The following is a 17,487-nucleotide window of genomic DNA, read 5'->3' as shown; positions in this document are numbered from 1 at the left end:
CACGGATCGACCCGAGGTCACAAGTTCTCGATCGCCGTTGGTACCAGCGACGGAGTGATGCGAGGGGTCGCGATCGCCGGGCGCCCGGTAGCACGTCTGCTGGATGACGGGATCACCCTCGAAGTCCTCCGCGTCTGCACGGACGGGACGCCGAACGCGTGCTCGATGCTCTACGGCGCGGTCCGGCGAGCTGGCATCGCGATGGGCTACCCGCCGCGTCGGATCATCACCTACACCCTCGCGAGCGAATCGGGCCGCTCTCTGCACGCAGCTGGGTGGATCCGCGACGCCGAGGTGAAGGGCGAGTCCTGGGACCGGCCCAACCGAGCACGCACGGACAAGCACCCCGTCGAACCCAAGATCCGATGGAGGGCTGCCGCATGACCGACCAGTCGCCCCCAGCCGCAGGCGAGACGAGCGAGCGCATCGAGTTCGGGTCGGTGCCACCCGACGCCACCGTGCCGGACGTCTTCTACGACACCCTGGACGCCGCGATCGCGGACTGCGCGATGGGCCCGTGCCGGATCGTCCAGCGCACCGTGACCGTCACGCCGTGGGTACCAGCGACCGCTCCGCCCGTTCCCCCCACAGACGAGACGGGCGAGCCTTGCTGCGAGCGCGTCTACGTCCGCGAACTCGGATACGAGCGTCCAGTCTGCAAAGCGTGCGGGACGGACTGGCCGTGCGCCTCATGGGCGCAGGCCCAGGAGGATGCTCAAGAAAAGTCGCTCGGGATCCCGAGCGTAGAAAGTCGCACCCTTGACTCCCTGCCTAAGTGGGCGGACCGCGATCTCTGCCCGATGCACTCAACCGACATGGTTCATGCTGCGGTGCGCTCCAATCGGGTTCATCTCGGACTGCCGCCGCAGCCGTGCGCCTGCCCAGCTTCGCTTGTTCCCGACGCACCCGAGGTCCACGATCCGCTCACCTGTCCGCCCGATGGTGGCTGTCCTGGTTGTGGCAACTGGCCCGAGCATTGCTCCTGCGACCCCGCTCCCTCCGGGGACGCGCTGGACACGGAAGTGGAGGCGCTGGCGTGGACCCTGCTCTGCGCGATCTACCCCGAGCACCAGGCGCGGACCATCAGGAACTTCCCGTGCGACGACACCTGGACCGACTGCCAGGACCAGGCCCGTGCCGCCTTCACCGCTGGCTACCTCAGCCCTGCCCAGGTCGCTGAGGAGAAGCGTGCAGCCGCCGAGAAGGCGCTGCAGGGTGCCGTTTGGGAAGTGCAGGGGGTGATCAACCACTGGTCCAATGTGCCCGCTTCCGTGGCTGACGAACGGTTCGCTGAACTGGCCGACCTGGAAACACTTCGGGATCGCATCGCTGAGCGGGGTGCCCAGTGAGCGCGGTGACGCCGCACGAGCGGCGGGTCGTCCTGTCCCAGGTTCCTCTCGCGTCTGGGCGTGATGACGACGCGATCATCGCTGCGGTCCAGTACGTCGTCGATCAGCACGTGGCGGCGGAACGGACCCGGTGGGCGACCAAGTTCGCCGATGCCGCGAACCGGGGCCAGGCCGATCTCGAGGCGATCCTCATGGGCCGCGACAAGGCGGTGCTCGACCCGGTCCGTGTCCTGCTCGCCTCGCTCGCTGCTGACCTGAAGGACGCGAAGCCGGAGCACTTCTCGATCGGTCTGATGGTCGGTCGCGTGAAGGAGCTCCAGGCGGCAGCCGGCACGGACCCAGCAGCCGATGGCGGTGCGACGTGAACGCCATCCCGCTCACGAAGGCCAACGCCAACCGACCTGATCGGAGTACCGAATGACCACCACACCCCTGCCCAGCACCCGGAAGCAACTGGTCGACGAGATGCTCGCCGCCGTGACCCGGGCCGAGCAGGCCGAGGCCGCGCACGAGCGGACCCGCGGCCGGCTCGAGAACACCCAGATCGATCTCGTCCGGGCGACCGCGGAACGCGACCACCTCCAGGCGGTGCTCGACGAGGTCCGGTCCTTCCACAACGAGTGGGCTGACACCGAAGACGCCGAGAACACCCTGAGCCTCCAGATCCTCTGGGAGGACCTCCTCCAGATCCTCGGCCCACCCCCAGCCCAGGACACCACCTCGCCCGGGACGGGAGACCCCGGGTACGACGCCCTCGGTGCCGAGCTCGCAGCAGCAGAGGCGGCCCAGCCGTGAGGAACCCATTCCGCCGGCGTCGCCCCCTGCCTGGTAACCCGCGCCGGGTGAAGGTCGAGTTGATCCTCGACGACAACTTCTCCGCCGTGATGGCCCGGGCAGCCAAGGTCACCTTCATCAACTCTGAGCGGATCCGCGAACAGCGCTACCAGCTGCGGATCGACGCCCAGCGGCTCCGAGCACACGCACACCTGAACAAGCTCCTCGACCAGTGGTGCACCAGCTACGGCTGGGAACCGACGAAGGTCTGGCGCACGCCCCGCGCCCTAGAGAACCTCGATCGGTTGAAGGCGGCCAGCCGATGACCAGCGAGACCTTCCCGGCCGACGACCCCAGGCACGGCACCAACGCCGGGTACTTGCGGCACGTCGAGACTGACCGGAACTACTGCGAACCCTGCCGCGAAGCCCACGCCATCTACCGCCGCAGCCTCTGGCGCCGTCGCTATGTCCTCGGCGTCACGTCCCTCTACATCGACTCCACCGGCACCCGCCGCCGGATCCAGGCGCTCCAGGCCCTCGGGTGGCGTTACACCGACATCGACACGACCGCCGGCGTCACCGACGGCTGGTCCAGCAGCGCCGTACGCGGCACCCGCGTCAACATCACGCAGGCCACCAAGCTCGCCGAGGCGTACGAGAAGCTCTGCATGCACCTCGGCCCGTCCGGACGCTGCAGGACCTGGGCCATCCGCAAGGGCTGGCTCACCCCGCTCGCCTGGGACGACATCGACGACCCCAACGAGAAGCCCCGCCGAGGCTCCAACCAACGCAGCAGGGCCGACGTCGACGAGGCTGTCGTCATCCGGTTCCTCACCGGCGAGCACCACCTCCCGACGACCGTTGCCGAGCGCTACGAGATCACTGCCCGATGGGAAGCCCAAGGCCGCTCCCTCGGCGACCTCGAGGCACTGTCCGGCTGGAACTCCAACCGGTACACGACCCGCCAAGACGGTGCCGCGTGAAGCCCTACTACGAAGACGACTCCGTCCAGCTGTTCCACGGCGACTGCCGCGACCTCCTCCCTCAGCTGGACGTCACCGCCGACCTCCTGATCGCTGACCCGCCGTACGGCGAGACGAACCTCGACTGGGACACCTGGCCCAACGGGTGGCCGGCCTTCGCCGCCCAGTACGGCAAGTCGATGTGGTGCTTCGGTTCGATGCGGATGTTCCTCACCCAACGGCACGAGTTCAACGACTGGCACCTGTCCCAGGACATCGTCTGGGAGAAGCACAACGGCTCATCGCTCGCCTCCGACCGGTTCTCCCGGGTCCACGAGCACGCCCTGTTCTGGTACCGCGGCCCCTGGGTCGAGATCTACCACCAGACCCCGACAACACCCGACGCGACCGCCCGGGCTGTCCGGCGGAAGGCCAAGCCGGCCTACCACCAGGGCGCCCGTGGAGCCTCCTCCTACGTCTCCGAAGACGGCGGCCCCAGGCTGATGCGGTCGGTCATCTACTGCCGCTCCATGCACGGGCGAGCGATCAACGAGACCGAGAAGCCCACCGGCCTCCTCGAGCCACTGATCGAGTACGGATGCCCAGGGGGCGGTCTGCTCGTAGACCTGTTCTCTGGATCCGGCGCAGCGCTGATGGCCGCGAAGATGACCGGCCGCAAGGCGATCGGGTTCGAGATCCGCGAGAGCCAGTGCGAGGGAGCTGCGCGACGCCTCGCCCAGGACTCCCTCTTCGGAGGTGCCGCGTGAACCAACGCCACCTGAGCTACGCCATCCCCCGCGACCCAAACGAGGAAGACGCCCGCCGGATCCCGGGCCCGGACGACGTGCCGCTCTTCGACGTACCCGAGCCCGCAGAGGAGTCCTGATGTCCACGACGACAGCCACCCTTGATCAGGTCATCTCGACGCTGACCGGGTACCGGTACGCGTACACCGACGAGCACGCCCTGCACCGTGGGATCGACGCCGCCCTGACCGTCGCCGGTATCCAGTTCGTGCCGGAGGTGAACCTGTCGTCCCGGGACCGGATCGACTACGTCGCCGGGACCGTTGGGATCGAGGTCAAGGTCAAGGGCAGCACCGCCGCGCTGCGCCGCCAGCTCACCCGGTACGCCACCCACCCCACGATCCAGCAGCTCCTCGTAGTCACCACGCTCCGCCGGCACCGGGAACTCCCCACCAGCATCTCCGGGATCCCGGTGACCGTCCTCGTGGTCGGAGGTGGGCTCTCGTGACTTCCAACGGCACCCTGACCTACGAAGACGCCAGCTGGGCCCTCGACGTGGCCCCGCACATCGCGATCCGAGTCAAGCGGCTCTTCCCCCGCGCCTACCAAGGCCGCACCGCCACGATCCGGCTCACCGACACCCCCGACGTCGCCCGCGACCTCGAGATGCTCCTGATGCGCCACCCCCTGACCATCGACACAGCGGCCCAGGCCCGGCTGCAGAAGCGCGCCGACGAGCACCGGGCCACCGAGGAGCAGATCGCCGCGATCATCACCGGGACCCGGACCATCACCGGCCTCCGCGACCCAGCCGTCCCGCCCCGGGACTACCAGGTCACCGGCGCCGACCTGGCCCTCACCACCCGCGGCCTCCTGATCAGTGACGACGTCGGCCTCGGGAAGACCTTCACCTCGCTCCTCACGCTCCGCGACCCCGCGAACCTCCCCGCCCTCGTCGTCACCCTGACCCACCTCCCCAGGCAGTGGCTCCGCGAGCTCAACAAGTTCATGCCCTGGCTCACCGGACACATCATCACCAAGGGCCAGCCCTACCCCGTCGACGCCGACGTCCTCATCACGAACTACCACAAGCTCGGCGGCTGGCGATACCACCTCCAGGGCAACATCAACACGATCATCTTCGACGAGATCCAAGAGCTCCGCCGCGACAACACCGTGAAGTACTCCGCCGCCGCAGCGATCGCCGACAAAGCCGGACTCCGGATCGGGCTCTCCGCGACCCCGATCTACAACTACGGCGGCGAGACCCACACCATCTTCGACGTCCTCAACCGCGGCGCCCTCGGCACCCGATCCGAGTTCGTCCGCGAGTGGAACGGCCACGAGCAGTCCGGCGGCAACATCCACGTCGAGAACATGGGCGCCCTCGGCGCCTACCTCCGCGACCAGGGCCTCCTGCTGCGCCGCACCCGCAAGGACGTCCACCGCGAACTCCCCGACCCCATCGAGATCGAACACGAAGTCTCAGCCGACGCCGCCGCGATCGACCAAGTCCGCGGCGACATCACCGAGATGGCCCGCCTGATCCTCGACACCAGCACCGCCCAGAAAGACCGCTGGTCCCTCGCCGGGCAACTCGACTGGAAGGTCCGCCAAGCCACCGGCATCGCCAAGGCCCCGTTCGTCGCCGAGTTCGTCCGACTCCTCCTCGAATCCGACGAGAAGGTCTCCCTCTGGGGCTGGCACCGCGACGTCTACGAGATCTGGATGGACGCCCTCGCCGAATTCGACCCCGTCCTCTACACCGGCTCCGAATCACCGAACCAGAAGGACAAGGCCGCCGACGCCTTCATCAACGGCACCTCCCGCATCTTCATCGGATCCCTGCGCTCCGGCGCCGGCCTCGACGGCCTCCAAACCGTCTGCTCCAACGTCGTGTTCGGCGAACTCGACTGGTCCCCCGCGATCCACCACCAGGTCATCGGCCGCTTCAACCGCGACGGCCAGGACTCCACCGTCGTGGCCTACTACCTGACCACCGACTCCGGATCCGACCCCGTAGTCGCCGACGTCCTCGAGATCAAGAAGCAGCAGGCCGCCCCACTCATCGACCCCCAGGCCGCGCTTTTCACCGCCGCCCGCAGCGACACCAACCACGTCCAGCGCCTCGCCCAGGCACTCCTGGACGCCAACACCACCACGAAGGAGACCCCCTGATGGCCCGCGACCACGCACGCATCCTGACCGCGATCTGGCGCGACGAGGACTTCCGTGCGCTCCCCGCGTCCGCCCAGCACGCCTACCTCACCGTGGTGTCCCAAGAAGAGCTCTCCTACGCCGGCAGATTGGACTTCCGACCGGGCCGCCTAGCCGCCCTCGCGAAGGACTCCACCGCCACCAAAATCGACGCCGCGATCAAGGTTCTCGAACGAAATCGGTTCGTCGTCGTCGACCGAGGCACCGAAGAGCTCCTCGTCCGGACCTACGTGAGGCACGACGGGCTCCTCGACCGACGCAACATGGGCAAGGCAATGGGCCGCGCGATGGTCAAGATCGTCTCCACCAGCCTCCGATCCGCCATCCACACCGAGCTCGGCCGCCTCTACGCCGAGCGCCCGAAAGCCCCAGGCTGGGCGGGATTGGACGAGTTGTACCCCGCCGAGTTCGCCACGATCACGGCGTTGTCATCGACCATCCCGTTCCCTCTGGCATCCGGGAAGTGACCCCTAATGCGATCCCGAATGCCATTGACGAACCAATCACCAATGCGGACCCCAACTCCCCTACCCCCTTGTTCCCTAGTTCCCGGAGAGCGCTCGGGCGAAGCCCGCATCCATCGTCACTTTTGCTACCCGCGAGCGGGATGGATGAGCCGCTCCGCGGCGATGCTCGGAGGTGGTCGTTGATGACCGCCCCGACCCGGACCTACAGCCAGCTGCGGACCTACCAAACCCGGATCGCGGCGATGCTCGCCGACCCGGACTGCACCGGTGATCTCCTCGCCCTCGGGGTATCGCTGCTCGACTACGCAGTCCTGAAGATCGTCGCCGACGAGACCGCCCCCGACCCGGACCCGAACATCGTCAAGCTCCCGACCCGCGGCAACCGGAAGCCCAAGAGCACCCGGAAGTGGTCGGACTACGCCGAACGGGCCTGGGGCCCGACCCGCGGCAACTGGAAGCTGAAGGAGGTCCTGCGCAAGGACATCCGCCGCTACGACGCGATCCGTGACGCAGAGCTGACCAACCCGGGCCGTCGCTGCGGTGCACCGATGATCCGCCGCGAAGGACCCTGCAACCAGTCCGGGAGCATCCGCGGTCTGATGACCGACCCCACGACCGGCCGCAAGCAGTGGCTCGCCGCGTGCCGCCGACACCGCGACTGGTTCAACGACCGGGTACGCGCCAACCGAGACGCGATCGGCCAGGTCGAGGAGATCACGATCCCGGCCGCGAACGCCGGCGGAGTACTCGCCCGACACATCCCCGAGATCGACTGGGAGCACACCTGGAAGAAGCTCGACCCGGACTGGACCCCGCCACCCGAAGGCGAAGGCGCACCCGTCGAGGTCCTGCCCCGCCTCCGCCTGATCCTCGGAGGAGCCTGATGGCCGTCAACGACCGCGACATCTCCGCTCTCGTGCACCTGGCGTGCCGGATCCGGGAAGACACCTACGGCTGCGGAACCTGGGACCGGCAGGGCATCCACACGGTCTTCACCCGCGAGCTGACGGGCATGCATCTGATGACCGCGATCGAGATCGTCGTCGCGCACGCCTCGGACCCGGACGCGAAGACCCCGGCCGCGATCACGCGGCCGTTCCTCCCGAAGCCCGCCACCACGGTGCCGAAGGACCCCACGAGGTGCCGGGATCACCCCGACGAGCTCGCGGAGCCGTACTGCCGGGTCCACAAGACCGAGTACGCCGTCGGCTACGGCGAGCACGACGGCCCACCACCCGACCCCGACATCCCGGCCGACCTCACCCCCGCCGACAAGGCCCGCGCCGCAGCTGGCTACCCGACCAGGCAACCCCAGGAGGCAACCCCGTGAGCACCAAGGAAGTACTCGACCAAATCAACGACGCGATCTCCGACTGGGAAGTCGGCCCGGACGCCATGCGCTGCGGTGCACCCGAAGCCGCCCGCGCGTCGATCCCTCAGGGCCGCCGGCGCGTCGCCCACCCCGGAATGGTGCTGGTGAACCTCACGGTCGACACCACCAAGTTCGTACAAGCCATCCGGCGCCGCACGAAGGGACGGTCCCGCCGATGACCGCCCTCCCGACCGAGACGTTCCGGCTGCCGGACCCGATCCTGACCCACGTGATCCACCTCCGCATCCAACGCGGCACGAACACCCCCGAGGCGTCGATCGCGAAGGGCACCGTCGAGGAAGTCGCGACCGAGATCCTCCGCGACCTGCAATCCATGCGCCGATACCTCGACGTACGGCCCGGTCAGATCACCCGCGACCCCGTCACGAACCGGATCATCCGCTACGAGTTCGCCTACACCGGCACGGGAAAGAACGGCACCGAGACCTGGGACAACATCGTGATGAAACCCGCCCGCCCCTACCGGCGCCGCACCGAGAACGAGTTCCGATGAGCTGCACCAGGTGCGGACACCGCACCCACCCCCGGACCAAGCCCAACGCGAACCCGCTCCCCAAGACCCGGGCCGCGGCCTGGTCCCTGACCGAGCTCATGGAAACCCCACGGCTCGTGAACCTCATCCGGAAACGCCCCGACCTCGCCGACCGTGCCCTCCTCGGAGCACGGATCGCCGCCGCAACCCTGGAGAACGCATGAGCCTGACCTGGGCCAAGAAGCGCCGCCTCCGCCCCCGATCCTTCGAAGACACCACCCCCGCCACGTCCCTGACCGACACCGCCCTGACCCTCCTCGAGGACATCCGGGGCACCGGGAACCTCGGCCGCTACTACAACCGAAACCGCGCGATCACCCTGACCGGTCTCACCCGCGACCAGGTCAAGTTCGCCGAACAAGACATCCGCGGGTCCGTGTTCGCCGGCCAGTTCCGGCCCCTGTCCCGGATCAAGATCCCCAAGCGCACCCGCGCCTACGTCTACAACCGCGACGGCTGGGCCTGCGTCCTCTGCGACTGCCGCGACCAGGAGCAGCTCACCCTCGGCCACCACCCGATCCCCTACAGCCGCGGCGGGTCCGACCACCACACCAACCTCCGAACCGAGTGCACCGACTGCAACAACGCCGCCGGCGACACCGAGCAGCCACCCATCACCCTCGAGGAGTCCGCATGACCACGTGCATCCCGTGCCTGGGCTACCCATCGCTGCCCTGCCCCGTCCACTCGAAGCGCCCCACCACCATCCCGACCGACGCCGAGCGGATCCTTCTCGTCAGCAACACCAGCCTCGGCTACTGCTCGCTGTTCCTGAACGGGAAGCGCGAGCGAATGTTCGTGCTCGACCGCGAAGACGACAACACCATCAACGTCAGCAAGACCGTCAAGAAGCTGGCCGAGCTCGCCGACGTCACCCTGATCACGGGCGTTGACCCCCGGGTCCTGATGCCCGACCCGGACGCCGCGATGCCGGACAAGCGCTGGTACGAGTCCCTCGCCGAAGCGTCGGAGCGACAGGACGAGCTGAACGAGGCCGCCCGCCTGAAGAAGGAGGCCGAACAGGCCATCGCGAAGGCCGAACAGCTGGACGCACCCCGATGAGCCGCCGCACCCACCCCTGCCTGGCCTGCTGGGACGAGACCGTCACGAACACCCCGTTCACCAAGTCACGCCGCACCAGGCACAAGGACCGGATCTGCGCTCTCTGCCGCCGCCGCGGCGTGCACATGCGCGACGGCCACCTGATCGTCCCGATCACCATCAACTACCGCGGGAGGGCAGCATGAAGGCGTTGACGGTACAGCAGCCGTGGGCGTGGGCCATCATCCACGGCGGCAAGGACGTCGAGAACCGCACCCAAGCATGGACCTACCGGGGTCTCCTCGCGATCCACGCCGGCGCCAGGGTCAGCGAGCGCGGCCTAGAAAGCCAGCTCGTGCTCGACTCTGCAATGAAGGTCGACTCCGAGTCGCCGGCGGTCTACTCCTACGCGGGCCGTCCGTGGCGCCACGAGCCGACCGTCCCGCTCGGCGGCATCATCGGCGTCGTCGATCTCGTCGACGTGCACCGGGCCTTGCCCGAGGGGGAACCCGAACACCCCGGCCAGCCGACCAACGCCGCATGCTGCGACTCCCCGTGGGCCGAGCAGTCCTACGAGGAGCACGGCGGGAAGACCAGGCGCGAGCTCGTGCACCTGGTGCTGGAGAACCCCCGCCCGCTTCCGACCCCGATCCCGGCGACCGGCCGCCTCGGGCTCTGGACTCCCGGACACGACCTTGAGTCCCTGATCCGCCAGCAACTCCTCCTGGAGGCACCGTGAGCACCCCGAAACGAATCCAGCGCCGCCGAGAGAAGGGCTGGAAGATGCCCGAAGGTGCTGTCTACGTCGGACGCGGCACGAAGTGGGGTAACCCGTTCAAGCTCCGTCACCACACCGGCCTGGCCCGCGTCCCCGGGGCAACCGACCCCACCGCGCCGTGGGAGTACGAAGGCCGGATCAGCGCAGACGGATCCCGGCACGACTACTTCCACCCTGACGGCCGCGTCACACGGTGCACCGTCCGATACATGACTCCAGCGGAGGTCGTCGACTGCTTCCGGCGCCTGCTCACTGGAAGCCTGTCGCCGTCGATGCGGATGGCCGGGTTCCGTGGCGTCCCCAGCGTCACGATGCCCATCTCGCCGGAGATGGCACGAACTGAGCTCATTGGCCGGGATCTCGTCTGCTGGTGCCCGCTCGATCAGCCCTGCCACGCCGACGTGCTACTTGAACTCGCCAACCAGGAGGCCACTCGATGACCCAGAACTCCCCCGCCGACCCGGTCACCAAGGTCAACCGCGACCTCACCGAGATCCTGGAACTCTCCGCCGCGCTGACGCACCAGGCGATCCAGCTCGCGAACGACCGCCTCATGCCCGGCGGGTACGCCATGGTCGCCCTCGCATCCGTAGCGAGCCCCACAGCGCACGCCGAGTGGGTCGACGACGCCGAGGAGAACGCGATCGCCGCGGCCCTCCGCGCCGGCCTGAACCCGACCAAGATCGAGCGGGACATCGAGACCGACGACGACGACTGGGAACCACCGCTCCAGACCCTCCGGTACTGGTCCGACCGCTGGCGCAAGCACTGGGACACCGCCAGCCCCGAACACCCGACCCTGGAGACCGAGGCGAACTTCATCCGCTGGGCACTCGGCTGGGCCCACACCAACGAACCGAACTGGAACGCCTGCGCCGAGGACATCAACACCGCCCGCCGTCGCCTCGAGAACCTCCTCCACGCCGGAAGCCGACCCGACCGGACCCGAGTCGTCTGCGACCGACCCACCTGCACGAAGAACCCGCGCCAGCTGATCCGCGTCCGCGCACCACGAGCACCGGCCGCCTGGTCCTGCATCAGCTGCTCGACCGAGGTCCCCCTCGACCACCAAGGCGACCACTGCCCGAACCCGTGGTGCCACACCGTCGCGCCGCCCCGACCCGTCTGGGCCAGCGACCCCGCCATGGACCGATGGAAGTGCCCCGCCTGCAAGGCCCGGTACGACGACAAGGCGTACCAGGAAGCCCACGCCAAGCAGCTCCGCTCCGAAGGCGCCGCGAAGTTCGTCGTCCTCAGCGAGGCGATCGCGACCCTGAAGGCCCAAGGACGCCCCGAGGCATCGGTCAGGCAGTGGCTGAAGGTGCCAGAGCACAAGGCCGACCAGTGCACGCTCTGCCGAGCGAAGTACGACCCGGCCGAGTATGCGGCCTGCCCCCGACACCTCAAGGACAAGACGACCAAGCAGTACCGCTACGACCGAGACGGCGAACCAATCCTCTGCGGAGGTGACCTGCGACGGGTCTGGTCCCCCAGCCTGGACGACATCACCGAAGGCTGGTGCGAGCTCGGCACCCGGCGCCGCATGATCTGGTGGCCCGACCTCTGGCGACTCCACCTCACCACCCGAACCCGAAACCGTGGAAGGCTGACCGCATGAAGACGAGGATCGACGCCGACGAGTGGTACCCGGTCTACTCCATCCGACCCGACGGCGAGCACGAGGTCGAAGCATCACCGGACCAAGTCGACCGATGGAAACGAACCTTCGACGAGTTCACCAGGGCTCAGGGAGAGCTCGCAGCGCTGTACGAGGCTGCCCAGCAGGTTGCCCGCGAACGCGCCGAGCAGAAGCGAAAGGACCGAGAAGCAGCCGAGCAGGAAGAACGTCGACGCATCGCACGTGAGCGCGAGGCCGAAGCGGCAACCCGCAATGCTGCACTGGCTGCGATGTGGGACCGGATCAACGCCACAAACGGCGTCGTCTACGACGCCAAGGGCAACCCGATCGGCACCGTCATCAACAGCAACCACGGCGTCCGTCTGGAACCTAACTCATGACCCTGATCGAGTTCCTACTGGCGCGGGTATCCGATGATGAGGCGCAGGCCGCGAACGTCTCGCTGTTCGTCGGGCCGGGTCCTGACTTCAAGCCGCAGTATCGAGGCATCCGGCCCCGCGTGCTCGCCGATTGCGAAGCCAAACGGCAGATCATCTCGATGCACCCCATTCGTGCTCGCTACTGCGACGGCTGCGGAATGGAGACCGAGCACCCGCAAGGCTGCCTCAACCTCCGCGCCCTCGCAGCCATCTACGCCGACCACGCCGACTACGACCAGACCTGGCGACTCGGACCATAGAGACGGACAAACCACGACCTGAGTGCTAGCGTTACATCACCGGACTGGTGGCGACCGCATACCCACACAGGCCGGTTTCGTGCGTCCAGGGGGTGAATCGCAGTGTCCCGAGCGCGCCACCACCTCCTCGACATCTACGAGACGTACGTCTACCGGACGACCACCGCCAAGCAGTGGAGCAAGCTGAGGAAGCTCCGTCCGTTCCTCGACGAGAAGGCACCAGGTTCGGCCGGCTTCACCCAGTTCGTGACCTGGAACCCTGACGGTCCCGGCCTTGTCGAGCCCCACATCGTGGTCTGGATCAACCTGAAGCAGCACACCTCCCAAGGCTCGTTGATCAACACCGCCGCCCACGAAGCGGCCCACGCCGCCGGGATGCTGTTCGAGCACCTCGGTCACCAGATCGGCTCTCACGACGAACCCCACGCCTACCTTGTGGGATGGCTCACCGAGTGGCTGCTCGACGGCCTGACGGTGTCGGCACCAGACTGATGCCTCGCGCTCTGCAGCGTTGCGGTCGGGCAGGGTGCGACGAGCCGATGCCCTGCGCCGAGCACAAGCCCAAGCCCTGGGCAGGCAGCAACCGCAGAGCCACGCTCCCGCCCTGGTGGAACAGCCTGGCCAAGCGGATGCTCGACCGCGACCCAGTCTGCAAGCTGCGCTACCCAGGTGAGTGGCACACCAACAAGGGCTGGGTGTCGTGCACCATCGCCTCGACCGAGGTGGACCACATCGGTAGCAACGAGGACCACAGCCCGAAGAACCTCCGCGGAGTCTGCTCCAACTGCCACCGCAGGCGCACCCAGGAGCAAGCCAACGCCGGGCGCGTGCCCTAGCCCACCGAGGCGCTCCCCAGGCCCGCAGAACGGCAGCCAGACCCCGCCTCGGACCCCCTCCCCCGCCTCGCGTGTGGAGGACCGAGGGCGGCTGTGAAATCCGCCGCGTACGGTTCCCCAGACTTTTCGAACGGGCCCAGCCGTGGTCGCCGCGGCGCGAAAACCACCCGGCCCGACACGGGCATCCCACTCATCCCGTCACGGGAGGTCCACGTCATGGCTGCTCGCAAGAAGGATCCGTCGGTTCGCCGGCGCCGGAACACCGCCACCACTGCTGCGACCCTTCGCCGGGTCGACTCCGATGCGCCGTCGCGTGAGGAGTTCGAGGCGATGACGGTCGCGGTTCTGCGTGAGGCGATCGACGTCGCGAACATGGACCGGCCGGCCGACCAGCAGATCTCGAAGAAGGGCGCGAAGGCCGAGCTCGTCGAGCGGCTCGTCGCGACCGACCGCGAGGTCCCGTGCATGCCGAAGTTCGTCGCCGGGTACGACGAAGAGGGCTTCGCGCTCGAGGGTGACTGGCATCCGCAGACGACCGCGTGGTGGTTCGACGCGTGGACCTCGCCGATGGCGATGGAGTGGGACGACTCCGACGAGCACAACATGCTGGTGCTGGCGTTGATCTACAACGACATCTGGACTGCGGACACGGCGAAGGCTCGCAAGGAAGCGGCGACCGAGTACCGGTTGCAGCGGGTCGACCTGGGGTTGTCGCCGTACGCGCGTCGTCGTCTGGAGTGGACGATCGAGACTGCGGACGAGGCGCGGGCCCGGGGCGAGAAGCGTCGGAAGTCGGACCGGCCGGCAGCGCCGAAGCCGGCGGCCGGCCAGCCGGATCCGCGGCTGCACCTGGTCTCTTCGGCGTAGCGGGACCAGCTCGTGGCGACCCTCGTCGTCCCGAAGTTCGATCCGGACGCCCCGTGGCCGACGCTCGGTCCTTCGGTGTGCGACTTCATCGAAGAGCGGATGATCTTCGGGCCGGGGTCGATCGAGGGCGAACCTGCGGTGCTCGACGTCGACATTCGTGCGGCGTTGTACTCGCTGTACGAGATCTACCCGCAGGGTCACCAGTGGGCTGGCCGGCGCCGGTTCAAGCGTGGCGGGTACTCGTGCCGCAAGGGGTTGTCGAAGACCGAGAAGCTCGCGTGGGTGATCGCGACCGAGCTGCACCCGGAGGCTCCGGTTCGGTGCGACGGGTTCGACGCGTACGGGCAGCCGGTCGGGCGGCCGGTGAAGCGGCCGTACATCCCGATCCTGTCGGTCACGGTCGACCAGGTCGAGGAGCTGGCGTACGGCGCGCTGATGTACATCATCCGCGAGGGCCCGGACGCGGACCTCTTCGATGTGTCGAACGAGCGGGTCCAGCGGCTGTCGCCGACGGGTGCTGAGGCTGGGGTCGCGGTCCCGGTGTCGAACAGTCCGTCCGCTCGTGATGGTGCACGGACCACGTTCCAGGCGGTCGACGAGCCTCACCAGCTGACGTTGCCGCGGCAGAAGAAGGCCGTGCGGACGATGCGGGCCAACCTCCCGAAGCGGCCGCTCGAGGATGCGTGGGAGTTCTACGTCGGGACGGCCGGTGAGCCGGGTGAGAACTCGGTCCAGGAGGACCTGCACGCCGAGGCAACGGCGATCGACCGGGGCGAGATCGAGGACCCGCGGCTCTTCTACTTCTACCGGCACGCCGGCGGGACCTACGAGCTGAAGGACAAGAAGCAGCGGATCGAAGCGATCAGCGAGGCGACTGGTCCGATCGGTGAGTACGGGCCGGGCCAGTTCGATGACATCGCGTCGCAGTGGGATCAGCCGAACGCGGACACGAACTTCCTCGAGCGGGTCTGGCTTAACCGGTGGACCCGGTCCTCGGAGCAGGCGTTCGACCCGAACCGACGCAAGGACCTGTTGCGGAAGGGCCGGATCAAGCCGGGTTCGTTCGTGACGGCCGGGTTCGACGGGGCCCGGTTCCGGGACTCGACCGCGATCGTGATCACCGACATCGTGACCGGCCGCCAAGAGCTCTGGGCGTGCTGGGAGCGTCCGGCGAATCTCCCCGACGATCAGCCGTGGGAGATCGACGAGGACGAAGTCACCGCGTCGGTCGAGCAGCTGATGAAGACGCACAACGTGTGGAGGTTCAACGGGGACCCGCCGCACTGGACTGAGACGTTGGGGTCGTGGGCTGGTCGGTGGCCGTGCGTCGAGGAGTGGTGGACGATCCGGAAGGTCCCGATGGCCAGGGCCATCAAGTCCTACAACGAGGCTCTCGGGTCCGAGGCGGTCACGTTCAGCGAGGACCACCCGAACGAGGCCACCTTCGCCCAGCACTACGCCGCGGCGGGTCGGCGATACCTGAAGATCTGGGACGAGGACGAGCACGCCGCGGGTGAGGAACCTCGCCGGCTCTGGATCCTGCAGAAGCTGCACCCCGACCGGAAGTTCGACGCCCAGATGGCGGCGATCTTGTCGTGGGAGGCCCGGCTGGCCGCGTTGAAGGCGAACGCGAAGCCGCCGCGGCGGAAGAAGAAGGCCGCGATCGGGCGGATCCGCTGAACCACTGACCTGGAAAGGGGGCTGGCCCGTGTCGATCGAGACCGAAGAGCCGTACTCCCCCGGCTGGTGGCTGCTGACGCTGGGAGTCAAGCTCCACGAGCGGCGGGCAGGGATCCGGGGCAAGTACAAGTTCGCCCGCCATGGCTTGAAGCCGAACCGGGTCCGGCCCGGTCTGGATCTGCTGGCGGACTACCTGGCCGGGGATCCGCCGCTGCGCGAAGACATCCACTCGGAGTGGTCGGCGCCGTTCCGGCAGTTCCTGCGGATGGGGCGGATGAACATCGCTCCGAAGCTGGTGTCGTCGACGACGAACCGGATGGGGCTGCGGGACTTCCGGACCGCGGCGGTCGACGACGAGCTTGGCGACCTCAAGGCCCGGGACCTGATGCGGCACAACAAGCTGAAGCTGCGGGCCCGTGAGGTCCACGACAACATGCTCGGCCTGGGTGACGCGTACACGATCGTCACTCCTCCGGATGACACCCGGGCGTGGTCGTTGATCACCTCGGAGTCGCCGTTGGAGTGCATCACCGCACACGACCCGGCGACCGGGGAGACGCTGGCCGGGCTGAAGATGTTCCGCGACGAGATCGAGAACGCTGACTACGCGTACCTGTTCCTGCCGGGCGAGCTGTATGTCGCCCGGTGTGACGTGCCAACCTCGACGCTGTTCACCGGCCGCCGGTGGGCGCTGTCGTCGCGGTGGGAGTGGGACTACGACCGGTGGGACGACATCCCGGGCAACAAGGTCGCGATGGTCCGGTTCCAGAACAAGAACGGCGTCTCGGAGATCGAGGGCGAGCTGAACACTCTCGACCGGATCAACGACAAGTTGTTCAACGAGTGGTGGATCGGCAAGATCCAGGCGTTCCGGCAACGGGCCATCGTCATGGCCGAGGAAGACGACGAGGTGCCGCCGTCGGCTGATGGCGACGAGGCCGCTGACCCGATGGAGATGTCCGACGAGGAGTGGGCTCAGGTCTTCACTTCTGCTCCGGATGCGATGTGGAAGCTGCCCAAGGGTGCTGAGATCTGGGAGTCGAAGGAGACCAACACCCAGCAGCTGACCGAGTCGATCAAGGGCGAACTCCAGTGGCTCGCGTTCACTGCGTCGAAGCCGCTGCACCTGATCACCCCGGACGCAGCGAACGGGTCCGCCGAAGGCGCCTCGACCCAGAAGGAAGAGCACACCTTCGAGCTCTGGGACCGCCAGGACCGTGCTGACGCGTCGTGGGCCGAGACGATGGCGATGGCGTTCGAGTTCCAGGGCGACACCGACCGCGCGGACGTCTCCCAGATCGAGGTGATCTGGGGGCCGACGCAGCTGCACAGCCTCCAGGAGATCGGCGAGACCGTCTCGAAGGTCAACGGCGTCCTCCCGTGGGAGGCGATCATGACCGACGTCATGCAGTATTCCCCCGGCGACGTGGTCGACCGGCTCCGCCCGCAGCGTTCGCGCGACATGCTCTCCGACGCGGCCGCCAAGGCTGCTGCTGAGCGGCGCGCTGCTCCCGCCGGCGGCTGA

Annotated in this window: 29 protein-coding genes; all 29 read left to right on the top strand. The window is 67.9% G+C overall.

Features of this window, described 5'->3' with window-relative positions:
- A partial coding sequence (locus tag EFK50_RS21995; RefSeq protein ID WP_183407636.1) for an XF1762 family protein occupies window positions 1–384 on the top strand: 384 nt, incomplete at its 5' end.
- Window positions 381–1,349, top strand: coding sequence for a hypothetical protein (locus EFK50_RS21775; protein ID WP_148046014.1), 969 nt, complete (start codon window positions 381–383; stop codon window positions 1,347–1,349). The genes EFK50_RS21995 and EFK50_RS21775, both read left to right, overlap by 4 nt.
- Window positions 1,346–1,714, top strand: a complete 369-nt coding sequence (locus EFK50_RS01220; RefSeq protein ID WP_123225722.1) for a hypothetical protein — start codon at window positions 1,346–1,348, stop codon at window positions 1,712–1,714. Before EFK50_RS21775 ends, EFK50_RS01220 begins: the two co-directional genes overlap by 4 nt.
- A 52-nt stretch (window positions 1,715–1,766) precedes the next feature.
- Entirely contained in the window at window positions 1,767–2,144 is a 378-nt protein-coding gene (locus tag EFK50_RS01215; RefSeq protein ID WP_123225721.1) for a hypothetical protein, read from the top strand.
- Window positions 2,145–2,191: 47 nt separating this feature from the next.
- Entirely contained in the window at window positions 2,192–2,449 is a 258-nt protein-coding gene (locus tag EFK50_RS01210; RefSeq protein WP_123225720.1) for a hypothetical protein, read from the top strand.
- Window positions 2,446–3,108, top strand: a complete 663-nt coding sequence (locus EFK50_RS01205; RefSeq protein ID WP_123225719.1) for a hypothetical protein — start codon at window positions 2,446–2,448, stop codon at window positions 3,106–3,108. The genes EFK50_RS01210 and EFK50_RS01205 overlap by 4 nt, the downstream gene beginning before the upstream one ends.
- Window positions 3,105–3,854, top strand: coding sequence for a DNA-methyltransferase (locus EFK50_RS01200; protein WP_123225718.1), 750 nt, complete (start codon window positions 3,105–3,107; stop codon window positions 3,852–3,854). The genes EFK50_RS01205 and EFK50_RS01200 overlap by 4 nt, the downstream gene beginning before the upstream one ends.
- The gene (locus EFK50_RS22790; RefSeq protein ID WP_281273972.1) at window positions 3,851–3,973 is read left to right on the top strand and encodes a hypothetical protein; all 123 of its coding nucleotides are present in this window, start codon (window positions 3,851–3,853) and stop codon (window positions 3,971–3,973) included. The genes EFK50_RS01200 and EFK50_RS22790 overlap by 4 nt, the downstream gene beginning before the upstream one ends.
- A complete protein-coding gene (locus tag EFK50_RS01195; RefSeq protein WP_123225717.1) occupies window positions 3,973–4,341 on the top strand; it encodes a hypothetical protein in 369 nt (122 codons plus the stop codon). Before EFK50_RS22790 ends, EFK50_RS01195 begins: the two co-directional genes overlap by 1 nt.
- A complete protein-coding gene (locus tag EFK50_RS01190; RefSeq protein WP_123225716.1) occupies window positions 4,338–6,011 on the top strand; it encodes an SNF2-related protein in 1,674 nt (557 codons plus the stop codon). Before EFK50_RS01195 ends, EFK50_RS01190 begins: the two co-directional genes overlap by 4 nt.
- Complete coding sequence (locus EFK50_RS01185; RefSeq protein ID WP_123225715.1) at window positions 6,011–6,517, top strand: hypothetical protein; 507 nt, start codon at window positions 6,011–6,013, stop codon at window positions 6,515–6,517. Before EFK50_RS01190 ends, EFK50_RS01185 begins: the two co-directional genes overlap by 1 nt.
- A gap of 182 nt (window positions 6,518–6,699) precedes the next feature.
- On the top strand, window positions 6,700–7,401 hold the full coding sequence (locus tag EFK50_RS01180) for a hypothetical protein (protein WP_123225714.1): 702 nt from the start codon (window positions 6,700–6,702) through the stop codon (window positions 7,399–7,401).
- A complete protein-coding gene (locus tag EFK50_RS01175) occupies window positions 7,401–7,847 on the top strand; it encodes a hypothetical protein (protein WP_123225713.1) in 447 nt (148 codons plus the stop codon). Before EFK50_RS01180 ends, EFK50_RS01175 begins: the two co-directional genes overlap by 1 nt.
- Window positions 7,844–8,068, top strand: coding sequence for a hypothetical protein (locus tag EFK50_RS01170; protein ID WP_123225712.1), 225 nt, complete (start codon window positions 7,844–7,846; stop codon window positions 8,066–8,068). The genes EFK50_RS01175 and EFK50_RS01170 overlap by 4 nt, the downstream gene beginning before the upstream one ends.
- Window positions 8,065–8,403, top strand: a complete 339-nt coding sequence (locus tag EFK50_RS01165; protein ID WP_123225711.1) for a hypothetical protein — start codon at window positions 8,065–8,067, stop codon at window positions 8,401–8,403. The genes EFK50_RS01170 and EFK50_RS01165 overlap by 4 nt, the downstream gene beginning before the upstream one ends.
- Window positions 8,400–8,606 (top strand): hypothetical protein, encoded by a 207-nt coding sequence (locus EFK50_RS01160; RefSeq protein ID WP_123225710.1) that lies wholly within the window; start codon window positions 8,400–8,402, stop codon window positions 8,604–8,606. Before EFK50_RS01165 ends, EFK50_RS01160 begins: the two co-directional genes overlap by 4 nt.
- Entirely contained in the window at window positions 8,603–9,079 is a 477-nt protein-coding gene (locus EFK50_RS01155; RefSeq protein ID WP_123225709.1) for an HNH endonuclease, read from the top strand. Before EFK50_RS01160 ends, EFK50_RS01155 begins: the two co-directional genes overlap by 4 nt.
- A complete protein-coding gene (locus EFK50_RS01150) occupies window positions 9,076–9,504 on the top strand; it encodes a hypothetical protein (protein ID WP_123225708.1) in 429 nt (142 codons plus the stop codon). The genes EFK50_RS01155 and EFK50_RS01150 overlap by 4 nt, the downstream gene beginning before the upstream one ends.
- A complete protein-coding gene (locus tag EFK50_RS01145) occupies window positions 9,501–9,689 on the top strand; it encodes a hypothetical protein (protein WP_123225707.1) in 189 nt (62 codons plus the stop codon). Before EFK50_RS01150 ends, EFK50_RS01145 begins: the two co-directional genes overlap by 4 nt.
- Complete coding sequence (locus EFK50_RS01140; RefSeq protein ID WP_123225706.1) at window positions 9,686–10,222, top strand: ASCH domain-containing protein; 537 nt, start codon at window positions 9,686–9,688, stop codon at window positions 10,220–10,222. The genes EFK50_RS01145 and EFK50_RS01140 overlap by 4 nt, the downstream gene beginning before the upstream one ends.
- Window positions 10,219–10,701 carry a DUF4326 domain-containing protein gene (locus EFK50_RS01135; RefSeq protein WP_123225705.1) on the top strand — a complete coding sequence of 161 codons (483 nt, stop codon included), beginning with the start codon at window positions 10,219–10,221 and terminating at the stop codon, window positions 10,699–10,701. The genes EFK50_RS01140 and EFK50_RS01135 overlap by 4 nt, the downstream gene beginning before the upstream one ends.
- The gene (locus EFK50_RS01130) at window positions 10,698–11,879 is read left to right on the top strand and encodes a hypothetical protein (protein WP_123225704.1); all 1,182 of its coding nucleotides are present in this window, start codon (window positions 10,698–10,700) and stop codon (window positions 11,877–11,879) included. The genes EFK50_RS01135 and EFK50_RS01130 overlap by 4 nt, the downstream gene beginning before the upstream one ends.
- Entirely contained in the window at window positions 11,876–12,280 is a 405-nt protein-coding gene (locus EFK50_RS01125; RefSeq protein ID WP_123225703.1) for a hypothetical protein, read from the top strand. The genes EFK50_RS01130 and EFK50_RS01125 overlap by 4 nt, the downstream gene beginning before the upstream one ends.
- Complete coding sequence (locus EFK50_RS01120; protein ID WP_123225702.1) at window positions 12,277–12,579, top strand: DUF6221 family protein; 303 nt, start codon at window positions 12,277–12,279, stop codon at window positions 12,577–12,579. The genes EFK50_RS01125 and EFK50_RS01120 overlap by 4 nt, the downstream gene beginning before the upstream one ends.
- A 102-nt stretch (window positions 12,580–12,681) precedes the next feature.
- Window positions 12,682–13,071 (top strand): hypothetical protein, encoded by a 390-nt coding sequence (locus EFK50_RS01115; protein ID WP_123225701.1) that lies wholly within the window; start codon window positions 12,682–12,684, stop codon window positions 13,069–13,071.
- The gene (locus EFK50_RS01110) at window positions 13,071–13,415 is read left to right on the top strand and encodes an HNH endonuclease signature motif containing protein (protein WP_148046013.1); all 345 of its coding nucleotides are present in this window, start codon (window positions 13,071–13,073) and stop codon (window positions 13,413–13,415) included. The genes EFK50_RS01115 and EFK50_RS01110 overlap by 1 nt, the downstream gene beginning before the upstream one ends.
- A 216-nt stretch (window positions 13,416–13,631) precedes the next feature.
- The gene (locus tag EFK50_RS01105) at window positions 13,632–14,282 is read left to right on the top strand and encodes a phage terminase small subunit (RefSeq protein ID WP_123225699.1); all 651 of its coding nucleotides are present in this window, start codon (window positions 13,632–13,634) and stop codon (window positions 14,280–14,282) included.
- Window positions 14,283–14,294: 12 nt separating this feature from the next.
- The gene (locus EFK50_RS01100) at window positions 14,295–15,962 is read left to right on the top strand and encodes a large terminase (RefSeq protein ID WP_123225698.1); all 1,668 of its coding nucleotides are present in this window, start codon (window positions 14,295–14,297) and stop codon (window positions 15,960–15,962) included.
- A 28-nt stretch (window positions 15,963–15,990) separates the two neighbouring features.
- Window positions 15,991–17,487: a phage portal protein gene (locus EFK50_RS01095; protein WP_183407634.1), complete on the top strand. Its 1,497-nt coding sequence runs from the start codon at window positions 15,991–15,993 to the stop codon at window positions 17,485–17,487.

This window comes from Nocardioides marmoriginsengisoli, from assembly GCF_003725695.1.
GTDB classification, from domain to species: Bacteria; Actinomycetota; Actinomycetes; order Propionibacteriales; family Nocardioidaceae; genus Marmoricola; species Marmoricola marmoriginsengisoli.
Note: the sequence above shows the minus strand (reverse complement) of the source record. Positions and strands in the feature narration are given on the sequence as shown.

Bases quoted from the DNA above. Each gene is read 5' to 3' on its own strand.
- EFK50_RS21775 (WP_148046014.1), top strand. From the start codon at position 381: ATGACCGACCAGTCGCCCCCAGCCGCAGGCGAGACGAGCGAGCGCATC.
- EFK50_RS01215 (WP_123225721.1), top strand. From the start codon at position 1,767: ATGACCACCACACCCCTGCCCAGCACCCGGAAGCAACTGGTCGACGAG.
- EFK50_RS01205 (WP_123225719.1), top strand. From the start codon at position 2,446: ATGACCAGCGAGACCTTCCCGGCCGACGACCCCAGGCACGGCACCAAC.
- EFK50_RS01195 (WP_123225717.1), top strand. From the start codon at position 3,973: ATGTCCACGACGACAGCCACCCTTGATCAGGTCATCTCGACGCTGACC.
- EFK50_RS01185 (WP_123225715.1), top strand. From the start codon at position 6,011: ATGGCCCGCGACCACGCACGCATCCTGACCGCGATCTGGCGCGACGAG.
- EFK50_RS01180 (WP_123225714.1), top strand. From the start codon at position 6,700: ATGACCGCCCCGACCCGGACCTACAGCCAGCTGCGGACCTACCAAACC.
- EFK50_RS01175 (WP_123225713.1), top strand. From the start codon at position 7,401: ATGGCCGTCAACGACCGCGACATCTCCGCTCTCGTGCACCTGGCGTGC.
- EFK50_RS01165 (WP_123225711.1), top strand. From the start codon at position 8,065: ATGACCGCCCTCCCGACCGAGACGTTCCGGCTGCCGGACCCGATCCTG.
- EFK50_RS01160 (WP_123225710.1), top strand. From the start codon at position 8,400: ATGAGCTGCACCAGGTGCGGACACCGCACCCACCCCCGGACCAAGCCC.
- EFK50_RS01155 (WP_123225709.1), top strand. From the start codon at position 8,603: ATGAGCCTGACCTGGGCCAAGAAGCGCCGCCTCCGCCCCCGATCCTTC.
- EFK50_RS01150 (WP_123225708.1), top strand. From the start codon at position 9,076: ATGACCACGTGCATCCCGTGCCTGGGCTACCCATCGCTGCCCTGCCCC.
- EFK50_RS01145 (WP_123225707.1), top strand. From the start codon at position 9,501: ATGAGCCGCCGCACCCACCCCTGCCTGGCCTGCTGGGACGAGACCGTC.
- EFK50_RS01140 (WP_123225706.1), top strand. From the start codon at position 9,686: ATGAAGGCGTTGACGGTACAGCAGCCGTGGGCGTGGGCCATCATCCAC.
- EFK50_RS01130 (WP_123225704.1), top strand. From the start codon at position 10,698: ATGACCCAGAACTCCCCCGCCGACCCGGTCACCAAGGTCAACCGCGAC.
- EFK50_RS01125 (WP_123225703.1), top strand. From the start codon at position 11,876: ATGAAGACGAGGATCGACGCCGACGAGTGGTACCCGGTCTACTCCATC.
- EFK50_RS01120 (WP_123225702.1), top strand. From the start codon at position 12,277: ATGACCCTGATCGAGTTCCTACTGGCGCGGGTATCCGATGATGAGGCG.
- EFK50_RS01110 (WP_148046013.1), top strand. From the start codon at position 13,071: ATGCCTCGCGCTCTGCAGCGTTGCGGTCGGGCAGGGTGCGACGAGCCG.
- EFK50_RS01105 (WP_123225699.1), top strand. From the start codon at position 13,632: ATGGCTGCTCGCAAGAAGGATCCGTCGGTTCGCCGGCGCCGGAACACC.